Annotated in this window: 18 protein-coding genes; 10 read left to right on the top strand and 8 right to left on the bottom strand. The window is 68.6% G+C overall.

The window, feature by feature from the left end; all coding sequences use genetic code 11:
- Window position 1: 1 nt before the first annotated feature.
- A complete protein-coding gene (locus ACWPKK_RS10080; RefSeq protein ID WP_452003353.1) occupies window positions 2-946 on the bottom strand; it encodes a DMT family transporter in 945 nt (314 codons plus the stop codon).
- Between the two features lie 154 nt (window positions 947-1,100).
- The gene (locus ACWPKK_RS10075) at window positions 1,101-2,096 is read right to left on the bottom strand and encodes an L-threonylcarbamoyladenylate synthase (protein ID WP_452003351.1); all 996 of its coding nucleotides are present in this window, start codon (window positions 2,094-2,096) and stop codon (window positions 1,101-1,103) included.
- 130 nt (window positions 2,097-2,226) lie between these two features.
- Between ACWPKK_RS10075 and parA the strand changes: the two genes are divergently transcribed.
- Window positions 2,227-2,871, top strand: coding sequence for a ParA family partition ATPase (gene parA / locus ACWPKK_RS10070; RefSeq protein ID WP_452003349.1), 645 nt, complete (start codon window positions 2,227-2,229; stop codon window positions 2,869-2,871).
- 213 nt (window positions 2,872-3,084) lie between these two features.
- On the top strand, window positions 3,085-4,065 hold the full coding sequence (locus ACWPKK_RS10065; protein ID WP_452002605.1) for an IS110 family RNA-guided transposase: 981 nt from the start codon (window positions 3,085-3,087) through the stop codon (window positions 4,063-4,065).
- A 151-nt stretch (window positions 4,066-4,216) separates the two neighbouring features.
- Here the strand turns inward: ACWPKK_RS10065 and bfr (ACWPKK_RS10060) are convergent, their stop codons facing one another.
- Together bfr (ACWPKK_RS10060) and bfr (ACWPKK_RS10055) are read right to left on the bottom strand one after the other, a co-directional pair.
- Window positions 4,217-4,696 carry a bacterioferritin gene (gene bfr / locus ACWPKK_RS10060; protein ID WP_452003346.1) on the bottom strand — a complete coding sequence of 160 codons (480 nt, stop codon included), beginning with the start codon at window positions 4,694-4,696 and terminating at the stop codon, window positions 4,217-4,219.
- Window positions 4,697-4,710: 14 nt separating this feature from the next.
- On the bottom strand, window positions 4,711-5,193 hold the full coding sequence (gene bfr, locus ACWPKK_RS10055) for a bacterioferritin (protein ID WP_324868365.1): 483 nt from the start codon (window positions 5,191-5,193) through the stop codon (window positions 4,711-4,713).
- Window positions 5,194-5,580: 387 nt separating this feature from the next.
- Here bfr (ACWPKK_RS10055) and tyrS point away from each other — a divergent pair, with 387 nt between their 5' ends.
- Window positions 5,581-6,849: a tyrosine--tRNA ligase gene (tyrS, locus tag ACWPKK_RS10050; RefSeq protein ID WP_452003342.1), complete on the top strand. Its 1,269-nt coding sequence runs from the start codon at window positions 5,581-5,583 to the stop codon at window positions 6,847-6,849.
- Between the two features lie 216 nt (window positions 6,850-7,065).
- Here the strand turns inward: tyrS and ACWPKK_RS10045 are convergent, their stop codons facing one another.
- Window positions 7,066-10,782: a YhdP family protein gene (locus ACWPKK_RS10045; RefSeq protein ID WP_452003339.1), complete on the bottom strand. Its 3,717-nt coding sequence runs from the start codon at window positions 10,780-10,782 to the stop codon at window positions 7,066-7,068.
- Between the two features lie 135 nt (window positions 10,783-10,917).
- Between ACWPKK_RS10045 and ACWPKK_RS10040 the strand changes: the two genes are divergently transcribed.
- The 4 genes from ACWPKK_RS10040 to ACWPKK_RS10025 all read left to right on the top strand — a co-directional run bounded on the left by ACWPKK_RS10040 (window position 10,918) and on the right by ACWPKK_RS10025 (window position 16,768).
- Entirely contained in the window at window positions 10,918-13,953 is a 3,036-nt protein-coding gene (locus tag ACWPKK_RS10040) for a bifunctional [glutamine synthetase] adenylyltransferase/[glutamine synthetase]-adenylyl-L-tyrosine phosphorylase (protein WP_452003336.1), read from the top strand.
- A gap of 45 nt (window positions 13,954-13,998) precedes the next feature.
- Window positions 13,999-14,463 carry a thioredoxin-dependent thiol peroxidase gene (bcp, locus tag ACWPKK_RS10035; protein WP_452003334.1) on the top strand — a complete coding sequence of 155 codons (465 nt, stop codon included), beginning with the start codon at window positions 13,999-14,001 and terminating at the stop codon, window positions 14,461-14,463.
- A 216-nt stretch (window positions 14,464-14,679) separates the two neighbouring features.
- Window positions 14,680-15,543 carry a hypothetical protein gene (locus ACWPKK_RS10030; protein ID WP_452003331.1) on the top strand — a complete coding sequence of 288 codons (864 nt, stop codon included), beginning with the start codon at window positions 14,680-14,682 and terminating at the stop codon, window positions 15,541-15,543.
- A gap of 91 nt (window positions 15,544-15,634) precedes the next feature.
- Complete coding sequence (locus tag ACWPKK_RS10025; RefSeq protein ID WP_452003329.1) at window positions 15,635-16,768, top strand: anhydro-N-acetylmuramic acid kinase; 1,134 nt, start codon at window positions 15,635-15,637, stop codon at window positions 16,766-16,768.
- On the opposite strand, the gene aat is transcribed toward ACWPKK_RS10025, so the two are convergent.
- Window positions 16,765-17,409, bottom strand: a complete 645-nt coding sequence (gene aat, locus ACWPKK_RS10020; protein ID WP_452003326.1) for a leucyl/phenylalanyl-tRNA--protein transferase — start codon at window positions 17,407-17,409, stop codon at window positions 16,765-16,767. The genes ACWPKK_RS10025 and aat overlap by 4 nt on opposite strands.
- Before the next feature lie 167 nt (window positions 17,410-17,576).
- Between aat and ACWPKK_RS10015 the strand changes: the two genes are divergently transcribed.
- Window positions 17,577-18,323 carry a ribonuclease T2 family protein gene (locus tag ACWPKK_RS10015; RefSeq protein WP_452003323.1) on the top strand — a complete coding sequence of 249 codons (747 nt, stop codon included), beginning with the start codon at window positions 17,577-17,579 and terminating at the stop codon, window positions 18,321-18,323.
- Between the two features lie 5 nt (window positions 18,324-18,328).
- Here ACWPKK_RS10015 and ACWPKK_RS10010 read toward each other — a convergent pair whose 3' ends face one another.
- Window positions 18,329-19,267: an NAD(P)H-hydrate dehydratase gene (locus ACWPKK_RS10010; RefSeq protein WP_452003320.1), complete on the bottom strand. Its 939-nt coding sequence runs from the start codon at window positions 19,265-19,267 to the stop codon at window positions 18,329-18,331.
- A gap of 5 nt (window positions 19,268-19,272) precedes the next feature.
- Window positions 19,273-20,037 carry a histidine phosphatase family protein gene (locus ACWPKK_RS10005; RefSeq protein WP_452003317.1) on the bottom strand — a complete coding sequence of 255 codons (765 nt, stop codon included), beginning with the start codon at window positions 20,035-20,037 and terminating at the stop codon, window positions 19,273-19,275.
- 236 nt (window positions 20,038-20,273) lie between these two features.
- Here ACWPKK_RS10005 and ACWPKK_RS10000 point away from each other — a divergent pair, with 236 nt between their 5' ends.
- Together ACWPKK_RS10000 and ACWPKK_RS09995 are read left to right on the top strand one after the other, a co-directional pair.
- The gene (locus ACWPKK_RS10000) at window positions 20,274-21,380 is read left to right on the top strand and encodes an alkene reductase (protein WP_452003314.1); all 1,107 of its coding nucleotides are present in this window, start codon (window positions 20,274-20,276) and stop codon (window positions 21,378-21,380) included.
- A 255-nt stretch (window positions 21,381-21,635) separates the two neighbouring features.
- Window positions 21,636-22,199 carry a cold-shock protein gene (locus ACWPKK_RS09995; protein WP_149222286.1) on the top strand — a complete coding sequence of 188 codons (564 nt, stop codon included), beginning with the start codon at window positions 21,636-21,638 and terminating at the stop codon, window positions 22,197-22,199.
- Window positions 22,200-22,466: the final 267 nt, after the last annotated feature.

Below are 22,466 nucleotides of genomic sequence, written 5' to 3'. Positions count from 1 at the left end.
TCTATCCTTTGGCGACCGATGCGCATCTGTGTTGCCTCAGCCGTGCGAACAGCCGCCCATCGATGGCGGCGAGGCCGGCGGCAATCAGTGCCATGCCGACGCCATGCCTTACCGCAAGCCGTTCGTCGAGGAACAGGCTGCCCAGCAGGATGGCGCTGACCGGGATCAGGAATGTGACGAGCATCAGGTTGGTCGCACCGACGGAGGCCAGAACGCGGAAGAAGATGACGTAGGCCAGGGCGGTGGACAGCAGGGCCAGGCCGGCGACGGCGCCCCAGGTGGCTGGGGTGGGCAACGGCAGGGTCCAAGGACGGTCGACCAGCAGCGCCACCGGCACCAGCATCAGGGAGGATGCGGCGACCTGTCCCGTCGCCGTTATCATGGGCGATACGCCCATCCCTTTGAACCGCCGACCGAAGATGCCGGCGAAGGCATAGGACAGGGCGGCACCCAGCACTGCGACCTGCGGCAGCAGCCCGTCGCCCAGCCCGCCCCATGCAGCCGGTCCGATCATCGCCGCCACACCGGCGAAGCCGACGAGCATCCCCGCCAGCCGGTTGCCCGTCATCCTCTCGTCCCGGGTCAGGACATGCGCCACCACGACGCCGAACAGCGGGGTGGTGGCGTTGAGGACCGAGGCAAGGCCGCTGGCGATCTGCGTCTGCCCCCAGACGATCAGGCAGAAGGGAAGCAGGTTGTTCAATGTTCCCATGCCGAAGAACGCCGTCCATGTCCGCCAGTCGCGCGGCATCGGCGTTCCCAGGAGCCGCAGCAGTCCACCGAGCGCCAGCGCGGCCAACGCAACCCGCATGGCGACGATGGTCAGCGGCGGCAACTCGCGCACGGCGATGCCGACGAAGAAGAACGAGCCACCCCACAGGATCGAGAGGAAGGCCAGCAGGCTCCAGTCGGTCAGGCCCATCGGCCTGAGAGATGGCGCGATCATCCTTTGGCTCCTTCTGCCCGCAATTCCTGCGTGCAAGAGTGTGTCCGAAGCGTCGCCATCCTGAACGGCGTCACCGCCGCCCGCTATCCGATTCTTGCTCTGGAATTCCCTGTCGGTGCGTCCAAGTCCCGGTCGGCCGGAGGCCGGGAGAAAATCAGCTCCGCGGCGCGGCGGCGCGGCGCAGGCGGTCGTTGATCGCCATGCCCAGACCGACCTCCGGGATCGGCATCACGGCGATGCGGCGGGCGCCGCTCTGGTCCAGGCTGCGCAGGTGAGAGAACAGGTTGGCCGCGGCCTCGTTCAGGTCGCCTTCCAGGCTCAGGTTCAGGCGAGTGGTGCCGCCGAAGACGAAACGGTCGGGGCCGAAGGTCAGGAACGCCTCGTCCTCTTCCGCCGAGGAGGCGTTGAGGCGCACCGCGGCGTTCGGGGCGTAATGGCTTTCCAACTGACCGGGCGACTTTGGCGCGGTCGGATCGCCGGCCGACAGCCGGACCGGGCCGATCAGCCGCTCCATCTCATCGGGCAGCACGGCGCCAGGGCGCAGCAGTGTCGCCTCGGGGCCGGTCAGGTCGATGACGGTGGACTCCAGCCCGACCATGCATTTGCCGCCGGTGACGATGGCGTCGACCCGGTCGCCCAGGCTTTCCAGCACATGATGCGGCGTGGTCGGGCTGACGGCGCCGGAGCGGTTGGCGCTGGGGGCGGCGATCGGCTTGCCGGCGGCGCGCAGGATGGCCTGGGCCACCGGGTGGTTGGGCACGCGGATGGCGATGCTGTCCAGCCCGGCGCTGACCAGCAGCGACAGGGCGGAGTTGGCCGGGCGCGGCACGACCATGGTCAGCGGGCCGGGCCAGAACTGCGTCGCCAGATCATGGGCGCGGTCGTCGAACAGGCCCCAGGAATGGGCGGCGGCCAGATCGGGGACATGGACGATCAGCGGATTGAACTGCGGCCGGCCCTTGGCGGCGAAGATGGCGGCCACGGCGCGGTCGTCGGTGGCGTCGGCGCCCAGGCCATAGACCGTCTCGGTCGGGAAGGCGACCAGACGGCCGGCGCGCAGCAGCTCGGCCGCGCGGGCAATGCCGGCGGGGGTGGCCGGGATCAGCGCCGGGCGCTTTTCACCGGTATCGGGTGCGGAATGGTCGGTCACGGCGTCTTTCTAGCCCGTGCGGCTAACCTGTCAATCATGATGGGGGTCAATTCGCGCGGTTGCACCGGTGCCATGCCCAAGGTTATGAGGGGAGTGCGCAATCACCGAACACAACATGATGGGTGCGGGCATGACGGGCAAGGTCTTCACCGTGGCGCAGCAGAAAGGCGGCGCCGGCAAGACCACGCTGGCCGCACACCTCGCCATCGCCTGGGCGCAGCTTGGATACAAGGTCGCCACCGTCGACATCGACCCGCAGGGCAGCCTGACCCGCTGGCACGCCGTCCGCGCCGAGGCCACCGGTGGGCAGCCCGGCTTCACCCATGTACAGATCACCGGCTGGCGCACCCAGGCGGAGGTGGAGAAGCTGGCGCGCGCCCATGACATCGTGGTGGTCGACAGCCCGCCCCACGCCCAGACGGAGGCGCGCATCGCCGTCCGCGCCGCCACGCTGGTGATCGCCCCGGTGCAGCCGAGCCCGATGGATCTGTGGGCGGTCCACCCGACCATCGATCTGGCCGGGCAGGAGAAGCGCCGTCTGCTGCTGGTGCTGAACCGGGTTCCGCCGCGCGCCCGCATTGCCGACGAGCTGATCGCCAAGGTGCATGAACTGGTCGCCCCGCCGGCGGTCGAACTGGCGGCTGCGCAGGTCGGAAACCGCACCGCCTATGCCGGCACGCTGATGACCGGCCTGTCGGTGACGGAGGCCGCGCGCAAGACCCAGGCGGCGGCGGAGATGCAGGCGTTGGCCGAGGAGATTCTGGGGCGGGTTTGAGGGGGAAGGGGCTGTTGCAGTGATTGCCCCCTCCCTAACCCTTGTATGTTTGTTTTTCGTTATAGTGCCTTGGACGGATCGCGCTGCTGGGGGTGGCCACCCCCAGCAGCGCGGGCCGGCTGGCAGGCCGTCCTATCCGAGGCTGCTTGAGGCCGTGGGGGAGCGAGGTCCCAGCCGGTTGTCTTCCAACAAACCCGAATGGTTGCGCGGGCCATGAGCCCGGATTTGCAAGGCAGGGGCTGGGAGATGGCTGCTTTTTCCAAGACACTTGGCCTGGATGTCTCCAAACGCCAGCTGGATGGCCATTTCTGGCCCGATGGCGTGAGCGTCAGCGTCGGAAACAATGAAGCAGGGTTCACCACCCTGCTGCGTCACTTGGCCGAACGGGCGGTGGATGCCATCGCGGTCGAGGCATCGGGTGGCTATGAACGCAAACTGGTCGAGGCGATGCGGCAGGCCGGCTTTCGCGTGCTGGTTCTGCAGCCCCGCGACGTGCGGCTGTTCGCCCAGATGCGGCGCCGGCATGCCAAGAATGATCGGCTGGATGCCCGCGTGATCGCCGAGTTCGCCGCACTGTTCGGCGAGGAGCGTCCGGCACGCTCCCCGGTTCTGGAGCGTCTGGCGGCTTACCTGACCTACTACGAACAGCTCAGCGCTGCCGCAGCACAGACCAAGACCCAGCTTGAGGGCTTTGTCGACGACGAGGTGCGGGCGCTGGTTGTCGAGCAGATCAGGCGCCTGACCGCCGACAAGCGGACGTTGCTCGCCCGCATCCGGGCTCTGGTCGAAGAGGACCAGGACTTGGATAAGCAGGTGAAGCGCCTCCAGAGCATGCCGGGCATCGGCTTCCTGAGTGCGGTCACGCTGGCTGTCCGTTTGCCCGAACTCGGCCGGCTGACGCGACACGCCATCGCCTGTCTGATCGGTGTCGCTCCCTTCGACGACGAGAGCGGCCAGCATAAGGGACGACGATACTGCAGTGGCGGCCGAGAACGGGTCCGAACCATGCTCTACATGGCCGCCACCACCGCCAAACGATGCAATCCCATCATCAAGGCTTTCTGCGAACGCCTCAAAGCCGCTGGAAAGCCACATAAACTCATCATCGTCGCCGCAATGCGAAAGATGATCGTCACCCTCAATGCCATGGTCCGAGACAACAAGGAATGGCAGGACAACCTAGCCTCACCATGAAAAACAACATGGTTGCTCCCCCGCTAACGCGGGAGAGGGAACTCCGCCGCTTCGGCAGTTAAGTCACGCTGACAAGCGTCCTGCCCCCTCTCCCGCGAAGCGGGGGAGGGATGGGGAGGGGGCATCGTCAGCCGACAGCCCCCAATCCCATTCAGTCCTTGATCTCGCCCATCGCCGACTGGATGTAGTTGGCCAAGCCGATGTCGTCGATCAGGCTCAGCTGGGTTTCCAGATAGTCGATGCGCTCTTCCGACTCTTCCAGCAGTTCGGACAGCTCGTCGCGCGACACGTAGTCGGCCTTCTCCTCGCACACGGCGATGGCGTGGGCGATGCGGTCGCGGGCTTCCTGCTCGGCGCCGAGGTCGCTGGACAGGATTTCCTGCACATTCTCGCCGATGTGCAGCTTGCCCAGATCCTGCAGGTTGGGGATCGCCTCGATGAAGAGGATGCGTTCGATGATCTCGTCCGCGCTCTTCATCACCTCGATCGAGGCGTGATACTCCCACTTGCCCAGCGCCTTGACGCCCCAGTTCTTCAGCATGCGGGCGTGCAGGAAATACTGGTTGATCTGGGTCAGCTGGTCCTTCAGGACGATCTGCAGCTGGGCGATGACGTCGCTGTTGCCTTTCATGATCCGTCCTCCGCTCAGCTCGGGAAGCCGCCCATGGCCGACTGCAGATAGTTCTGCAGGCCGAGCATGTCGATCAGGCCGAGCTGCTGTTCCAGCCAGTGGGCATGGTCCTCTTCCGTGTCGACCAGCAATTCCAGCAGGATGCGGCGGGTGTCGTAATCCTTCACCTGCTCGCAATAGGCGATTGCCTCCTTCAGGGCGGCCACCACCTCATATTCCAGGTTCAGGTCGTTCCGCATCATCTCCGGAACGGTCTTGCCGATGTGAATCGGGTCGCGGCTGGCGACGTCGGGCGTGCCTTCCAGGAACAGGATGCGGCGGATCAGCTTATCGGCATGCTCCAGCTCTTCCACCCGCTCGTGCGAGATGCGCTCGCTCAGCGCCTTGAGGCCCATGTCCTCCATCGACCGCGCGTGGGACAGATACTGGTCGGCCGCGCTCAACTCGCCGGTGAGCAGCTTGTTCAAACGGTCCAGGACCCCTTGATCGCCTTGCATGGCAGGATTCTCCGAAATAGACGATTTGTCGCACCTTGGCACAACCGAAGGACTCGCACAATAAAAATATCCCTTTCGGATAAAGATGTAGTTGATAGTCACTATCAATTGGACCGGATTTCGGATGCCCAAAATACAGTCAAGGCCACTTCCCTGTTTTGCGAATCAATGTCAATTGCGATTGGAGAGGATTGCGGTGAATTCCCCGCCCCGGATTGCGGTTTTTGACTTGCGCCGGCGCAGCGATGCTTGAGCGGGAGAACAGGCCCGTCCGCTTGCCGGTTCCCCACACGCAATCGGGCCGCCGCATTGAGGCAGGGGCCGTTCCGTGCTAACAGACCGCGGGATTTCTCCGCCCTTCTTTCCAACGACAGCCGGATTGCGGCCATGACGACGACCTCCTCCTCGGCCCCCGCTTCGGAGTTTCTGCGCACCCTGCAGGAGCGCGGATTCATCCATCAGTGCACCGATCTCGCCACGCTGGACGAGCGGGCGCAGAAGGGGCCGATCGTCGCCTATATCGGCTTCGACTGCACCGCCGACAGCCTGCATGTCGGCAGCCTGCTGCCGATCATGATGCTGCGCTGGCTGCAGAAGACCGGCCACAAGCCGATCGTCCTGATGGGCGGCGGCACCACCAAGATCGGCGATCCGTCCGGCAAGGACGAGGCGCGCCAGCTGCTGACCGACGAGGTGATCGCCGGCAACATGGCGGGCATCAAGCGCATCTTCGGCCGCTATCTGACCTTCGGGGACGGGCCGACCGATGCGGTGATGGCGAACAACGCCGACTGGCTGGACGAGCTGAAATACATCCCGCTGCTGCGCGACATCGGCCGCCATTTCACCATCAACCGCATGCTGTCCTTCGAATCGGTCAAGCTGCGGCTGGACCGCGAGCAGCCGCTGACCTTCCTGGAATTCAACTACATGATTCTCCAGGCCTACGACTTCGTGGAGCTGAAGCGCCGCTACGGCTGCAGCTTGCAGATGGGCGGGTCGGACCAGTGGGGCAACATCGTCAACGGCGTCGAGCTCGGCCGCCGCACCGACGGGGCGGAGCTGTTCGGCCTGACCACGCCGCTGCTGACCACGTCGTCGGGCGCCAAGATGGGCAAGACCGCCGCCGGTGCGGTGTGGCTGACCGCCGACAAACTCAGCAGCTACGATTTCTGGCAGTATTGGCGCAACACCGAGGATGCCGACGTCGGCCGCTTCCTGCGCCTCTACACCGAACTGCCGCTGGATGAGGTCGCCCGTCTGGAAAACCTGCAGGGCGCCGAAATCAACGAGGCCAAGAAGATCCTCGCCAACGAGGTGACAAAGCTCGCCCATGGCGAGGAAGCCGCGCTGGAGGCCGCCGAGACCGCTCGCCGCGCCTTCGAGGAAGGGGTCGCGGCCGAGGGTCTGCCCAGCATCGAGGTCGCCCGCGCCGAGCTGGAAGCCGGGATGCCGGTGGTGGACCTGCTGGTGTCCGCCGGTCTGGCGGCGTCGAAGGGCGAGGCCCGGCGGCTGATCAAGGGCGGCGGCGCCAAGCTGAACGACGGGCCGATCGCGGACGAGACGGCGAAGGCGACGACTGCGGACCTGAACGCGGACGGCGTGGTGAAGCTCAGCGCCGGCAAGAAGCGACATGCGCTGGTGAAGGTGGGGTGAGAGGCGCTGGCCTTTTGCGGCGTTAGACCCCCTCCTAACCTCCCCCGCTGGGCGGGGGAGGGACTGCCGCTGAGCGCTGACAAAGGTCTAGTCTCCTCCCCCGCCCAGCTCTCGCACAAAGCAAAGCTTTGTGCTGACGCGGCAGGCGGACCATAGGTCCGCTGAGAGCGGGGGAGGATCAAGGTGGGGGTATAACGCAGCAACTGGGCCGAAGCCTCACCGCGTATGCGCCTCCGGCGGCGGCCTGTTGTCCGGCGTCGGTGTCCCGTCGCCGCCCAGGAAGAACAGGTTGCGCAGGAAGCCGGGGGCGAGCACCGCCAGCGGGTTGACCGACACGTCGGGGTCGGACAGCGGCCCCTGGACATGCCAGGTGGCCGAGAAGATGCCCTGGCCTTCGCCGCCGCTCAGCACGTCGCCCAGCAGCGGGATTTGGCCGATCAGGCGGTTGAGGCCATAGACCGGAACGATGGTGCCGCGGAGATTGGCGGTCTCGGTCTCCAGATCGACCTGTCCCTCCAGCGTCAGGCCGAGCGCCGAACCCGAGGTGCGCAGGTCCTTCAGGGTCAGCAGACGGCCCTCCTTGCGGAATTCCGCCGACATGCGGCCGAAATTGACGCCCTTGCCGCCGCCCAGCAGCTCGGCGAATCCTGATGGCGAGATGGCGTTGAGGATGCGCGCCAGGGCGGGCACGTCGAGCAGCGTGTAGTCGAGGATTTCCGCCTTGCCGACGATGGCGGCGTCGGCCCGCGGCTCCACCGACCGGCCGGAGAGGGTCAGCCGGCCGCCGCGCATGCGGTCGTTCAAGTCCATCGCCTGCAGGGCGGAGCCCAGATCGTCGGCGGTGATGGCAAGGTCGTAGGCCCCCTGCGCCCCCGGCCGCCATTTCATCGACACGCCGCCGCCCTCGCTGCGCCCGGTGAGGTCCAGCAGGGTCCAGGCCGCGGTGTCGCGCCGCATGATTCCGGCGACCTGCCGCAGCCGGCGTCCCTCGCCGAACACCACCGAATCGAACTTGATGGCGACGTCCAGCGGCGTCTTGCGGCCGTCGCCGCTCCGCGCCCGCTGCGGGTCGGGGGTGACCGCGCCCTCGCCGGACGGCGTCTTGCCGGTCAGGCCGCGGGCATCCAGGCTGTTGCCGGTGATGGTGCCGGCATAGCCGCCGGCCGGACCGCCGGGCTTCGCCGGCGGCAGAACGGTCAGGTCGGCGCGCAGGTCGGTCTGGCCCAGCTTGAAGCTGGGGGTCTGCACCCGCGCCACCCGCTTGCCGCCGTCGGCCAACTCCAGGTTGGTGACGGCCTTCAGCCCGCCGGCATCGACGGTCAGGTTGCTGATCCGGGTCGGGCGGTCCTTGTCGAACTCCAGCGTCAGCTTGCCGGTGCCGGGCTTTCCGGGCGGTTTGGCCCAGGCCAGTTCCTCGATGGACAGCCGGGTCTTCTCCAGGTTCAGGTTCGCCGTCAGCGCCAGCTTGTGGCGGCGGTCCACCGTGAACAGGATGTCGGCGCCGAAGGGACCCTGCACCCGGTCTTCCAGGTCGATGCCGTGGGCGCGCAGGTCGTCGGCGGTGGCGTCGCCCTTCACCGCGATGCGGGTGCGCGGGCCCTTGGCCGCGCTGTCGAACGACTCGTTCCAGTCCACGGTGACGGGGATGCCGTCCAGTTTGGTGGCGCCCTTGATCTGCATGGCCTTGAGGTCGAGCGCCAGCGACAGCTCGCCCTCGGTGGCGTTCATCCCCGCCGCCACCTTCTCCACCGCCACCTTGTGCAGCTTGCCGGCCACCTCCAGGTCCAACTGCTCCACCTTCAGGTCGACCAGCAGCGGGAAGGCGAAGTGAAGCTGCGCTTCCGCCGTGCCCTGGGTGCGCTTCGGGTCCATCTCCAGCTTGGTTGGATAGCCCAGCGGCGGCATATCGATCAGGGTCAGGATCGAGCGCACCGGCCCCTGGACCGGAATGCGGATGTCCATCGTCTCCTTGCCGACGTCCAGCCCGCCGATCACCACCTTGCCGTCGCCGATCTCGATGTCGCCCGATTTCGGATCGGCGATTCGCCCGCCCTTGGTCTGGATGGTGAAGGTCTTGCCGTCGGTGGTCGCCTCCATCCCGGCGCCGGTCACCGGCGTCAGGTCGTGGAAATAGCGGACGCTGATGTCCTCCCCGGCCATGGTCGCCAGGAAGCGCGTCATCTCCGGCTCGGCCGGCCGGTCGAGCGGCAGCGACAGCACCACCTCGGCGCGCGCCTCCGTCACCGTGCCGCGCGACAGGTTGGTGGTCACCCACTCCCGCGCGTTGGGGCCGGCGACCTTCGGCCAGTAGCGGCGCAACTCGTCCAGCGCCATGCCGCGCGCGCTCGCCTGTGCCTCCACCGCCATGCGGTCGCCCTGGCGCAGGGCGGTGCCGCTGGCCTCCACCCGCGGCTGCGGCCCGCCGGCCTCGCCCAGAACCGCCGTCAGGCCGTCCAGCGCGATGCGGTCGCGGTCGCCATGCAGGCGCAGCCGGGCCGACTCGACGGGCACGGGCCCTTCGAACAGGTCCGGACGGTGCAGATGGCCTTGGCCAGCGGTGAGGTCGGCCTTGCCGGAGGTCGGCTGCAGGGACGGATCGAAAGCGATTTCCACGGTGCCGGACAGCGGCAGGGCGGCGGCCTTCAGCGGCTCCAGCATCGGGGCGATGCCGGCGAGCGCCGCGGGGGTGACGCCGGTCAGGCGCGCCGCCGCCCGCCCGTCCTTGGCGGGTCCCTGCTGCCCCGACAGCTCCAGCCCGGCGGTCCGGCCGCCGGCGGTCAGCGACAGCGACGCCTGGAGGTCGCGGCCCCGGCCGGTCTCCGTCAGCTCGCCCCGGCCGCTCAGCGCCAGCGGTTCGCCGCCGTCCGCAGACGCCGCCATCAGCGACAGATCGTCCACGCGCAGCCGCCGTCCCGGAACGTCCAGGCTGCCGCGCAAGGCCACGCTCTGCACGGCGAGCGAGTCCGGCCGCAGGGCGGGCAGGGCGACGGTGCCGGCACCGCCGCGCAGGTTCAGGTCGAGCGTCGACGGCTCGAACCGGGGATCGAGCTTCGCCGTGACCGTTCCCGACAGCGGCAGCTTCACCGCGGCCAGCGGGGCCAGCGCCGGCCCGACCTCCGCCAGCGCCGCCGGCTCCAGGCCTTCGACGGACAGGGTCAGGTCGGTGGTGGAGTCGGCGATGTTGAAATGGCCGGAAGCGGCGACGGTCACCGGGCGGCGGTTCGCATCCCCCTGGTTCTGCGTGCCGAGATCGAGGGTCAGACGAGCGCGGCCCTGGGCGCCGTGGTCGTCGCGGGTCAGGATCATGTCGGCGCGGGTCGCATGCCAGGAGAGATCCAGCATGCGGTTCTCGATCCGCAGATCGGCTCCCACCACCGACAGCCGGCGCAGCAGCCCCAGCGGCCGGTCGATGTCGGGCGGTCGGCGCAGGCTGTCCAGCGCCTCGTCCAGCAGGTCGGGGCCGTCGCTTTCGCGCTTCTGCACCGCCTCCGTATCGGACCGCACATCGAAGGCGAGGCTGCCGTCGGCCCGCCGCAGTACGCTGAGGCGCGGCCGGACCAGATCGAGGCGCGTCGGCGACAGCGTGCCGCGCAGCAGCGCCGCGACCGAGAAGCCGATGCCCATCTCCGGCACCGCGGCCAGCTCCGCCCCGTCGGCGTTCAGCGCCTGCACCCGCCGGGCGCGCAGGTCGAGACGCCGCCCGCCGCCGCTTTCCAGAGCGTCCTCATCCTCCAGCGACAGCACCAGCTCGCCGACATCGATGCGGAACCGGCCGTCGCGGTCGCCCAGCGCCTCTTCCACATAAGGGATCAGCGGGTCGAGCGCGATCGGCCCCTGCGACAGCCGCCAGGCGAACAGCCCGCCCGCCGCCAGCGCCACGGCCCCGATCCCGGTCAGCGTCAGGCCGAGAATCTTGGCGGTGCGCCGGATCATCGGGCACCATGGAAAGAGGAGAGGGGGAGGGAGGTGAGGGGGAAGGAGGAGAGGGCGCGCGAATCGGCCCGATTGACGTTCTCTCCCGACGCGTGCAGCTTTCTGCACATGTTTTGAGCAGGAAAGACCGTTCCCATGTCCAGCCTCGTCCCGTTCACCGCCCCCTTGCCGAAGCCCTTCGACGCCGCGCAGGCGGCGCTGGGGATGGAGCGCTGGCGCCAGCAGGCCGCTGCGGCGGAGCCGGAGACGCGGGCCTGGGCGGATGCCTTCGCCGATTCGGAGCCCGGCCGTGCGCTGGTCGATGCGGTGTGCGGCAACAGCCCGTATCTGGGCCATATCCTGACGCGGGAGATGCCCTTCGTCCGGCGGGTGATGGAGGACGGGTTCGACGCCAGCTTTGCCGGGCTGATCGCCGCGCTCCAGGCCGAGCATGGACAGGAGACGTCGATGGACCGGCTGATGGCCGGGTTGCGGGTGGCGAAGAGGCGGGCGGCCCTGCTGATCGCGCTGGCCGACATCGCCGGCGTGTGGCCGCTGTTCCGCGTCACCGGCGCCCTGTCGGAGCTGGCGGAGACGGGCGTGCAGCTGGCCGCGAATTTCCTGCTGCGCCGCGCCGCGGAGGCGGGGACGCTGACGCTGCCGGATCCGCAGCGACCGTGGATCGGCTCAGGTCTGATCGTGTTGGGCATGGGCAAACTTGGCGGGCGCGAACTCAACTATTCCAGCGACATCGACCTGATCGTCCTGTACGACGACGCTGTTGTGCAGACGCCCCAGCCGGACAACCTCGCGCGAACCTTCATCAGGCTCGCACGCGATCTTGTCCGCATTATGGATGAACGTACCAAGGACGGCTACGTCTTCCGCACCGACCTTCGGCTTAGGCCGGATCCCGGCGCCACGCCGCTGGCGGTTTCGGTTTCGGCGGCCGAAATTTATTACGGCAGCGTCGGCCAGAACTGGGAACGCGCGGCGATGATCAAGGCCCGCCCGATCGCCGGCGATCCGGAGGCGGGGGCATCCTTCATCCGCTTCCTGGAGCCCTTCGTCTGGCGCCGCAACCTGGATTTCGCCGCCATCCAAGACATCCATTCGATCAAGCGCCAGATCAACGCCCACAAGGGTCACCGCGAGGTGACGGTCAACGGCCACGACATCAAGGTCGGCCGCGGCGGCATCCGCGAGATCGAGTTCTTCGCCCAGACCCAGCAGCTGATCTTCGGCGGCCGCGACCTGCGCGTGCGCATCGCCCCGACGCTGATGGCGAACGAGGCGTTGCGCGACGTCGGGCGCGTGCCGGCGCAAACGGTGGAGGATCTTGCGGGGGCCTATCATTTCCTGCGCCGTGTCGAACATCGCATCCAGATGATCGACGACCAGCAGACCCACCGTATTCCCGCCGACGATGCCGGGGTGGCGCATCTGGCGACATTTCTCGGCTATGACGACCCGGATGCCTTCCGGGCGGAACTGCTGGCGACGCTGGGGCAGGTCGAGGACCGCTATGCCGAACTGTTCGAGGAGGCGCCGTCGCTCTCCGGTCCCGGCAACCTCGTCTTCACCGGCACCGATCCCGATCCCGGCACGGTGGAGACGCTGAGCGGCATGGGCTTTGCCGACGCCGCGCGCGTCATCAACGTGGTGTCGGCCTGGCACCGCGGCCGCTACCGCGCCACCCGGTCGGGCCGCGCGCGGGAGCTGCTGACGGAACTGACGCCGGCCCTGCTGAGCGCGCTGGCCAAGACGCCCGCCCCCGATGCGGCGCTGATGAACTTCGACGATTTCCTCGGCAAGCTGCCTGCGGGCGTCGGGCTGTTCTCCCTGTTCGTCGCCAATCCGTGGCTGCTGGAACTGGTGGCGGAGATCATGGGCATCGCGCCGCAGATGGCGCAGACCCTGTCGCGCAACCCGTCGCTGCTCGACGCCGTGCTGTCGCCGGACTTCTTCGACCCGCTTCCGGGCAAGGAGGACGGGTTGGCCGACGATCATGCCCGCGTCATGGCGCCGGCCCGCGATTTCGAGGATGCGCTGACGCTGTCGCGGCGCTGGACCAACGATCAGCGCTTCCGCGCCGGGGTCCACATCCTGCGCGGCATCACCGACGGCGACCGCTGCGGCGCCTTCCTGGCCGATCTGGCCGACATCGTCGTTCCCGACCTCGCCCGCCGGGTGGAGGAGGAGTTCGCCCAGCGCCATGGCCGCATTCCCCGCGGCGCCTGGGTGGTGGTGGCGATGGGCAAGCTGGGCAGCCGGCAGCTGACCGTCACGTCGGACATCGACCTGATCGTGATCTACGACGTGGCGCAGGGCCAAGCGGGCGGCGGGGGGCCTCGCCTGTCCGGCCCTCTCCTGTCGGATGGCGCCAAGCCGCTGTCGCCCAACGAGTATTACATCAAGCTGACCCAGCGGCTGACCAATGCCATCACCGCCCCGATGGGCGATGGGCGGCTCTACGAGGTGGACATGCGGCTGCGCCCGTCCGGCAATGCCGGGCCGCTCGCCACCTCGCTGGACGCTTTCCTGAAATACCAGACGGCCGACGCCTGGACCTGGGAGCATATGGCCCTGACCCGCGCCCGGGTGATCGGCGGCGATCCCGCTCTGGCCGACCGGGTTTGCTCCGCCATCCGCTCGGTGCTGACGGCGCCGCGCGATGCCGACCGGCTGCTGTGGGACGTCGCCGACATGCGGCGGCGAATCGAGAAGGAGTTCGGGACGACCAATGTCTGGAACGTCAAATACGCCCGCGGCGGCCTGATCGACATCGAGTTCATCGCCCAGTACCTGCAGCTGCGTTTCGGTCATGAGCGGCCGGACATCCTGCACATCGGCACCGCCAAGGCGCTGCAATGCGCCGCCCGGACCGGTGCCCTAGATGCGGAGGTGGCGGCGGATCTGGAGGCGACGCTGCGGGTCTGGCGGCGGGTGCAGGGCTTCCTGCGGCTGACCACCGCCGGGGTGCTGGACCCCAACCAGGTGTCGCCCAGCCTGCTGGCCGGGCTGGTCCGCGCAGCCTTTCCGGATGAGCTTGAGCCTGGCGGTGTTGACTTCCCCGAACTGGACCACAGAATCCGTGCCGTCGCCGCCCGCGCCCATGGTCATTTCAAGGCCCTGGTCGAGGAACCGGCGGGCCGCCTGGCCCCACCCAACACGACCACGCCTCCGGCCTAAGGGATCGCTTCCCCAGCCGGCAAGAAGAAGGACATTCGAGCAGCCATGACCGTAGACGTCGGATCGCCCGCCCCGGATTTCACCATGCCGACCGACGGCGGGGGCAGCGTCACCCTGTCGGCCCTGCGCGGCAAGCCGGTGGTTCTGTATTTCTACCCCAAGGACGATACCTCGGGCTGCACGTCGGAGGCCTGCGGCTTTCGCGACCAGCTGCCCGACTTCTCCGCCGTCGATACGGTGGTGATCGGCGTGTCGAAGGACAGCGTCGCCAGCCACGACAAGTTCAAGGCCAAGCATGAGCTGACCTTCACGCTCGCCTCCGACACCGACGGCGCCGTCTGCGAGGCCTACGGCACCTGGGTCGAGAAGAGCATGTACGGCCGCAAATACATGGGCATCGACCGCGCCACCTTCCTGATCGACAAGGACGGCGTGGTCCGCAACGTCTGGCGCAAGGTGAAGGTGACCGGCCATGTCGCGGCGGTGCTGAAGGCCGTGCAGGCGCTGTAACCTGTCGCGTGAAGGCGGGGTGCCATTTTCTCCCGGTATGAACCGTCCGGGATGGACACCCCGCCGCCCCGGCTATTCCTCCGGCGCGTGGGCGTACGCCACAAGGGTATTTTTAGAATCGCCCCAAACCCGCCTACACTCCGTGCATTCCCGCACCAGTGGCCGCGCAACCCACCGCGGTTTTGGTCCTTCGGCTGCCCCAGGGATGCACCATCAATGAACGTTGCGAACATCGCCCGGCGCCTCGTCGCCGGAGAGCTTCATTATGCGCTTGGCCGCTTCGAATCGGTCAGGCGCGGTTACAGCGCCTTGCGCCGTCTGTCCCCCCGCTCGCGGCAGCGTGCCCCGGCCGGGCCGCCCGTCGCCCTGCCCACCCTTCCGGTCAGCCTGTTCGCCGGCCAGACCGTGGACCGGGCGCTGGCCGAGCTTCGTCGCGACTCGATCGCCACGGGCTTCGACCTGCCCTGGGCGATGGTGGAGGAGATGGTGGAGTTCGCCACCCATTCTCCCCTGCAGCGGCGGCTGCGCGACGAGCGGATGTTCTACCGCCACGACGTGAGCAAGGGCCGGCTTGCCGACGGCTCGCCCGCGGTGATGGGCATCGTCCCCGATCCGCTGGACTGCCCGGCGGTGCGACGGATCTGCCGCGATCCGCTGTTGATGGAATGCGCCGGGGCCTTCCTGGGCTTCCCCGCGACCAAGATCATCCCGCGCCTGTTCTGGAGCTTCGTCACCGACGCGACCGACGAGGAGCGCCGGCAGCTGGGCCAGACCATCGACTGGCATTACGACGTTCACGACTTCCATTTCTGCTCGGCCCAGTTCTACCTGACCGACGTCAGCCCCGGTGCGGGGGAGCATGAGCTGGTGCGCGGCAGCCATCACGGCAAGTCGCTGCGCATGCTGCTGGGCTCGGCCAATGCCCGCGACGAGGAGCTGTTCACCCGCTTCGCCCGCGACCGCATCCTGCTGGTGGAGGGGCCGGCCGGCACCGGCTTCCTGGAGGACACCTCCTGCTACCACCGTGCCGTGCCGCCGGCCAACCGCAACCGGCTTATGCTGCAGCTTTGGCTCAGCTAGCTCCAAAGGCCTGAAGTCTGTCGGATGCTTTGATAAGCGTTCGACAGACTCTAGACTGCGCCCCGTCACCAAAGCGGGCGCGGAGCGGACGATGAAGAACCGGGAGGGAAATGTCGGGGAGGGGCTGCGGACCGTCGTCGGCCTGATGAGCGGCACGTCGATGGACGGCATCGACGCCGCCCTGCTGCGCACCGACGGGCGCGACCGGGTGGAGGCGCTCTCCTTCCTGACCATTCCCTATGACGATAACTTCCGCGCGCGGCTGCGCGGTTGCCTGGGCAGGACCGACAGCGGTGGGCCGGTGGCGGCGGTGGAGCGCGAGCTGACCGACGCCCATGCCGACGCGGTGCGCCGCCTGCTGGACCAGGCGGGCGTCGCGGCGGCCGAGGTCGAACTGATCGGCTTTCACGGACACACCATCCATCACGATCCCGACCGGCGCCTGACCCGCCAGATCGGCGACGGCGCCCGGCTGGCCGCGGCGACCGGCATCGCCGTGGTCAATGACTTCCGCAGCGCCGATGTGGCCGCGGGCGGGCAGGGGGCGCCGCTGGTCCCGCTGTTCCACCGCGCGCTGGCGCATGGCTTGGCCCGCCCGCTCGCCATCCTCAACATCGGCGGCGTCGCCAATGTCAGCTGGATCGGCCCCGAGACTTCGGACGGTTCGGCGGAGGCAGAGGCGGAGGTCGTCGCCTGCGACACCGGGCCGGGCAACGCCCTGATCGACGATTGGGTGCTGCGCCATGGCCTCGGCCGCTTCGATGCCGGCGGGGCGTTGGCGGCGACCGGCCAAGTGGACAATCCGGCGCTGGCCGCACTGATGGCCCATCCCTGGTTCGACCGCCCGGCGCCCAAGTCGCTGGACCGCGACGCCTTCGACCCGGCGCCGGTGGCCGCTCTGCCTGCCGCCGACGGCGCCGCGACCCTGACCGCCTTCACCGCCGACTCGGTGGCCCGCGTCGTGGATCACCTGCCGGCCCCGCCGGTGCGCTGGCTGGTCTGCGGCGGCGGCCGCCACAATGCCACGCTGATGGCGATGCTGGCCGACCGGCTGGGGGTGCCCGTCGACTCGGCCGATCTCGTCGGCTGGGACGGCGACGCGCTGGAAGCCCAGGCCTTCGGCTATCTCGCGGTGCGCAGCCGGCTCGGGCTGCCGCTCAGCCTGCCGGCGACCACCGGCGTGCCGGCCCCCCAATGCGGGGGCGTGTTCCACCCGGCCGCTTAACCGGCTGCCGATTCCAGCAGATCCGCCAGCGCCGCCTGCTGGTCCACCGCGTGGAAGTCCGTCTTGCGCTCCATCGCGGCGGCAAGGCGGCGGCGGTATTCGGTGCGGGGAATCTCGACGGCGCCGAAGCGGCAGAGATGCTCGGTCACGAACTGGGTGTCGAGCAGGGCGAATCCGGCGGCGCGTAGGCGGGCGACCAGATGGACCAGCGCAACCTTGCTGGCCCCGGTCTCGCGGCTGAACATACTCTCGCCGAAATAGGCGCCGCCGATCGACACCCCGTAGAGCCCGCCGACCAGCCGGCCGTCGCGCCAGCATTCCACGCTGTGGGCGAATCCGGCGTCGAACAGTTCGCCGTAGAGGCGGACGATGTCGTCGTTGATCCAGGTCTTCGGCCGATCCTCCGTCGATTCGGCACAGCCTTCGATCACCGCGCGGAAGGCGCTGTCGAACCGCAGCTCGAACGGGCCGCGGCGCAGGGTCTTGCGCAGGCTGCGCGGCACATGGAAGGCGTCCAGCGGCAGGATGCCGCGGCGCTCAGGATCGAACCAGTGGAGTTCCTGCGACTCCGCGCTTTCGGCCATCGGGAAGATACCGGCGGCATAGGCGCGCAGGAGCATCGGGGCGGACAACGTGAACATGCCGATGACTATACCCGATGAATGGGGGCAGGCGATGGCGGCAAAACACCGATGCCGAAGGCGAGGGCCAGCGATCCGGCCGAGTGATACTGGTGTCGAGACCCCGCGACAGCAACCTCCTTCCATGGTATGCAACGCTGGGAAGCACATCCGTGGGAAGATTCGTCATGCGCAGCGCCATTGCCGTCGCCTTGTCCGTTCTGGTTGCCGGACTTTTCGCCGCAAGCCCCGCCTGGGCGCAGAGAAAGGCGGAGCCGGGCGCCTTCGATTACTACATCCTCTCGCTGTCCTGGTCGCCGACCTACTGCGCCCGCGACAGGAACGGTCCCGATCCCGACCAGTGCGGTGAGCGGAAACACGGCTTCGTCGTTCATGGCCTGTGGCCGCAATACACCGACGGCAGCTATCCCGCAACCTGCACCCGCGATCGCAACGTTCCCAAGGCCGTGGTGGACCAGACCATGCCGGTGATGCCCAGCGTCGGGCTGATGATGCACCAGTGGCGCAAGCACGGGACCTGCTCCGGCCTGAACGCCACCGACTATTTCGCCAAGCTGCGCGCCGCTGCCGCCAAGGTCGCGATACCCGATCCGCTGAAGACGCCCGGCCCGACCGTGCCGGCTATCCAGGTGGAGCGACTGTTCCTGGAAGCCAATCCCGGCCTGACGGCGGAGGGGGTGGCGGTCGTCTGCTCCCGCCGCGACGTGTCGGAGGTCAGGGTCTGCCTGAACAAGGATCTGGGCTTCATGAGCTGCGGCCAGAAGGTGGTCGACCGTTGCCGCGACCGCGACGCCGCCCTGTCTGCCGAGGTTGCGCCGGCCCAGCCCCGGACGTTCAACACCGCCCCCGCCACCCCGGCCCTGCCGCCGGCTCCAGCCGCGGCGCCCGCTCCGGCCAGCGCTCCGGCGCGCTGAGGCGGTCAATCGCTTTCCGCCCCCTCGGCCAGGGCCGCCATCGCCGCCGGGATTTCCGCCAGCAGTTCGCGGGCGAGGAAGCCGAGCGGGCCGATCCGGCGGCTCAGCCGGTTGCCGGCCTCGCCATGCAGGTAGACACCCCAGATGGCGGCCTGCTCCGGGCTGGCGCCGCGGGCCAGCAGGCCGGCGACGATCCCGGCCAGCGTATCGCCGGAACCGGAGGTGGCGAGCCCCACCGTGCCGCCGCGATAGGCCCAGGCACGGCCCTCGGGCGTGACGATGCGGGTGCAGCTCCCCTTCAGTGCCACCACTGCCTTCAGGTGGGCCGCCACCTGCCGGGCGGTGGCGAGCGGGTCGGCCTCCACCTGATCGCGGGGGCAGCCCAGCAATCCGGCCATCTCGCCGGCATGGGGGGTGATCACTACATGGCCGGCGTGCCTCTGCACCGGCCCCGGGTCGCGGCCAAGCCCGGCCAGTGCCCCCGCATCCAGCACGAAGCGCGGCCCGCCGCCGGCCGGGTTTCCAGCCGGTTCCAGGCGCGTCAGCAGATCGGCGGTCAGTTCCGCCACTGCCGCCTCGTCCATCATGCCGGGGCCGATCAGCACGGTGTCGCAACGTGATGCCCGCTCGGCCAACGCCTCGCCCGAGTCGGCGGCGATGCCGCCCTCCGCCGTTTCCGGCAGGCCGGCGACGAGCGCCTCGGGCAGTGCGAGGCCCAGATGCGGGGCGATGCTGGCGGCGGTGGCGATCTGCAGCTTGCCGGCCCCCGCCCGCAAGGCGCCGATCCCGGCCAGCAGGGCGCCGCCCGGCACCGTCACGCTACCGGCGACCACCAGCACCCGGCCGCGGGTTTCCTTGTCGCCGTCGCCGTCCGGCTGGGGCAGGGGCATGCCGCGCAGCAACTCCGCGGTGACGGGAATTTCCTCGATACGATCCACGGGCATGTTCCCTATCGGGCCGCGACGGGGGCATCCGGCTCGGCGGTGACCGGGGCGCCGGCCTCCTCCAGCGGAGCGACGAAGTTGTAGCGGTGCAGGCACAGCCCGCCGCGCGGCCCGGCATTGGCGTCGAACCGGTACTCGGTGACGGAGCAGTTGGCGACGTCGCCGGCCCTGTCGATGGCCAGGATCTCGTCCTCCGTCATGTTCTCCAGCAGGTAGCGCATGCACAGCACCACCACCTGATGCCCGACGATCAGCACCCGCCGTCCGCCGTGATGCAGGCTGATGGTGTCGAGCGCGCTGCGCAGTCGCAGGATCACGTCGCACCAGCTCTCGCCCCCCGGCGGGCGGTGGTAGAACTTGCCCAGAAGGCGGCGGAACTCGGCCTGTTCCGGGAACTCCTGCCGGATGCCGGCGGTGGTCAGCCGGTCGAGGACGCCGAACTCCTTCTCCCGCAGCCGCTCGTCGATGACGAAGTCGGTCGGATCGACCGGCAGTCCGCCGGCCTGGTGCAGCCGCTCCGCCGTGGTCAGGGCCCGGCGGTAGGGCGAGGTCAGGACCACGTTGGGCCGCTCCGCCGCCGGCATGGCGGCGAACCAGCGGCCGAGCGCGTCGGACTGCCGCTCTCCCAACTGGCTGAGAGGAACGTCGACGTCGCGTTCGTCGATGTCGATCCGGACGAGGCCGGCCGCGTGCGCCGCATCGCGCGCGACGTTTCCGGCGCTCTCGCCATGGCGGACGATCCAGAGTCGGTCGGGCCAGCGCTGCTGCATCGGCGATCCCATTTGCTGGAGGTCTTGGGCTGGAGGTTTTGGGCTGGTGGACTTGGGCTGGTGGTCTGGGGCTGTCGGGAATAACCGGCGGGCGGGGCGAAAGGTCCCGCGGCCCGGCGGCAGGCGGTATGGCAGCCATGCTGTCCGCTCGCCCGCTGCGGCCAATCGGCACCTTGCCGGTGGCGGAGGCCGGGCCACACTCTTCTGTCCAGTTTCACCATCTGAATGGATCGGACATGACGGACAGCCAGGACGCGGCCCCCCTGTTCCAGCCGGTGACGATCGGGCGCTACAACCTGCCCAACCGCATCGCCATGGCGCCCCTGACCCGCAGCCGTACCGACAACGCCACCGGCGTGCCGACCGCGATGAACGCCGAATATTACGCCCAGCGTGCCAGCGCCGGCCTGATCATCGCCGAGGCGACGCAGATCTCGCCGCAGGGCAAGGGCTATGCCTATACCCCCGGCATCCACAGCGCCGAACAGGTGGCGGGCTGGAAGCTGGTCACCGACGCCGTCCATGCCAGGGGCGGGCACATCTGCCTGCAGCTGTGGCATGTCGGGCGCATCTCCCACCCCGACCTGCAGCCGGGCGGCGCCCTGCCGGTGGCTCCCTCCGCCGTCAAGCCGGAGATGAAGGCTTTCACCACGGACGGCTTCAAGGACATCCCGGCTCCGCGTGCGCTGGACATCTCCGAACTGCCGGGCATCGTCGAGGATTACCGCAAGGCGACCCGCAACGCGCTGGCGGCCGGATTCGACATGGTCGAGGTGCATGCCGCCAACGGGTACCTGATCGACCAGTTCCTGCGCGACGGCACCAACAAGCGCACCGACGCCTATGGCGGCTCCGTCGAGAATCGCGCCCGCTTCCTGTTCGAGGTGCTGGACGCCGTGGTGGCGGAGGCCGGAGCCGACCGCGTCGGCATCCGCCTGTCGCCGCTGAGCCCGGCCAACGATGCGCAGGAAAGCGACCCGATCGGCACCTTCAGCCCGGTGATCCGCCGGCTGAACGACTACGGCCTCGCCTATCTGCATATGATCGAAGGCGTAACCCGCGGGCCGCATCCCGGATTCGGCGGCGACCTCGCCGAGTTGCGCGGGCTCTACACCGGGCGCTACATGGCCAACAACGTCTATGACCGCGCCATGGCGATCCAGGCGACGGCCAGCGGTCACGCCGACATGATCGCCTTCGGCCGCCCCTTTATCGCCAATCCCGATTTGGTGGAGCGGCTGCGCATCGACGCTCCCTTGGCCGAGCCGGACCAGAAGACCTTCTACGGCGGCGACCAACACGGCTACACCGACTATCCTCCCTTGAAGCAGTCGGCGGCCTGAGCGTTCGACGCACGGGCGGCGTGCAGATCGTCCCCGAGTCGCCGCGCATATGGCGAGGCGAAGGGGCCGGAGGACGAGTGCGGAGCGGCACTTCGGTGCCGTCCGCCCCGTTCCGGAGCGCCGGCGCGGCGGCAAGCGTGAGCCTGGGGTGGGGCATTTAACGGCGATTCGGTCATCTTTCCTTTGGAAGGCTTGACCTGGGACCGGATCCCTGTGACAAAAGACATTCGGCACACTCTATGAGCTTGAAGACACATGTTCGACCGCCCGCCCCGCCAGGGCTTCCGCGCTCCCGAGATCACCAAGTCCAACGTCACAGCCACCGTGAAGTGGTTCAACCCCACCAAGGGGTTCGGCTTCGTGTCGCCTGAGGACGGTTCGCCCGATGCCTTCCTGCACGTCTCTGCGGTTCAGGCCGCAGGCTATGACGCGCTGGACGAAGGCACCACCATCACCTGTGACCTGGCCCGTGGGCCGAAGGGTCCGCAGGTGGCCTCCATCCACACGGTCGATACGTCGACCGCTCAGCGTTCGGCCCGTCCGCGGACCGGCGGCTTCGACCGTGGCGGCTATGACCGCGGCGGCTACGATGCCGGCGGCGGCAGCGGCGGCGAAGAAGTCGACGGCACCGTGAAGTGGTTCAATGCCGACAAGGGCTTTGGCTTCATCACGCCGAGCACCGGTGGCAAGGACGTCTTCGTCCATGTCAACGTGCTGCGCCGCTCGGGCATGCAGACCCTCCAGGAAGGCGATCAGGTGCGTGTCACCGTTCGCCAGGGCCAGAAGGGTCCGGAAGCGGGCAAGGTCGAGTACCTGTAAGGTTCGGGGTATCCCGGACCTCGACCGGACGGCGCCCGTTTTCGGACGTGCGCCGGCTCGGTCGGCTCCGCTCATCTGACAAGTGTATCGAAGGCTTGAGCGGTCATCGTTCCAGCCTTCCCGGTGAAACTCCGGACTCTTTTCGCACGGTGCCTCCCTTCGGGGGCGCGCCGTGCGTTCTTGTCTTTTGCTTCTCGGTTTTTTGCGGTCCTGGCTCGTGAGTGATCCGGCCGTGGCTTGGTTCGGCCCGGCGGTGCGTTGCGTGTG

Source organism: Azospirillum largimobile, from assembly GCF_977007025.2.
The sequence above is the reverse complement of the archived record's forward strand: the minus strand, read 5'-3'. Positions and strand labels throughout refer to the sequence as shown.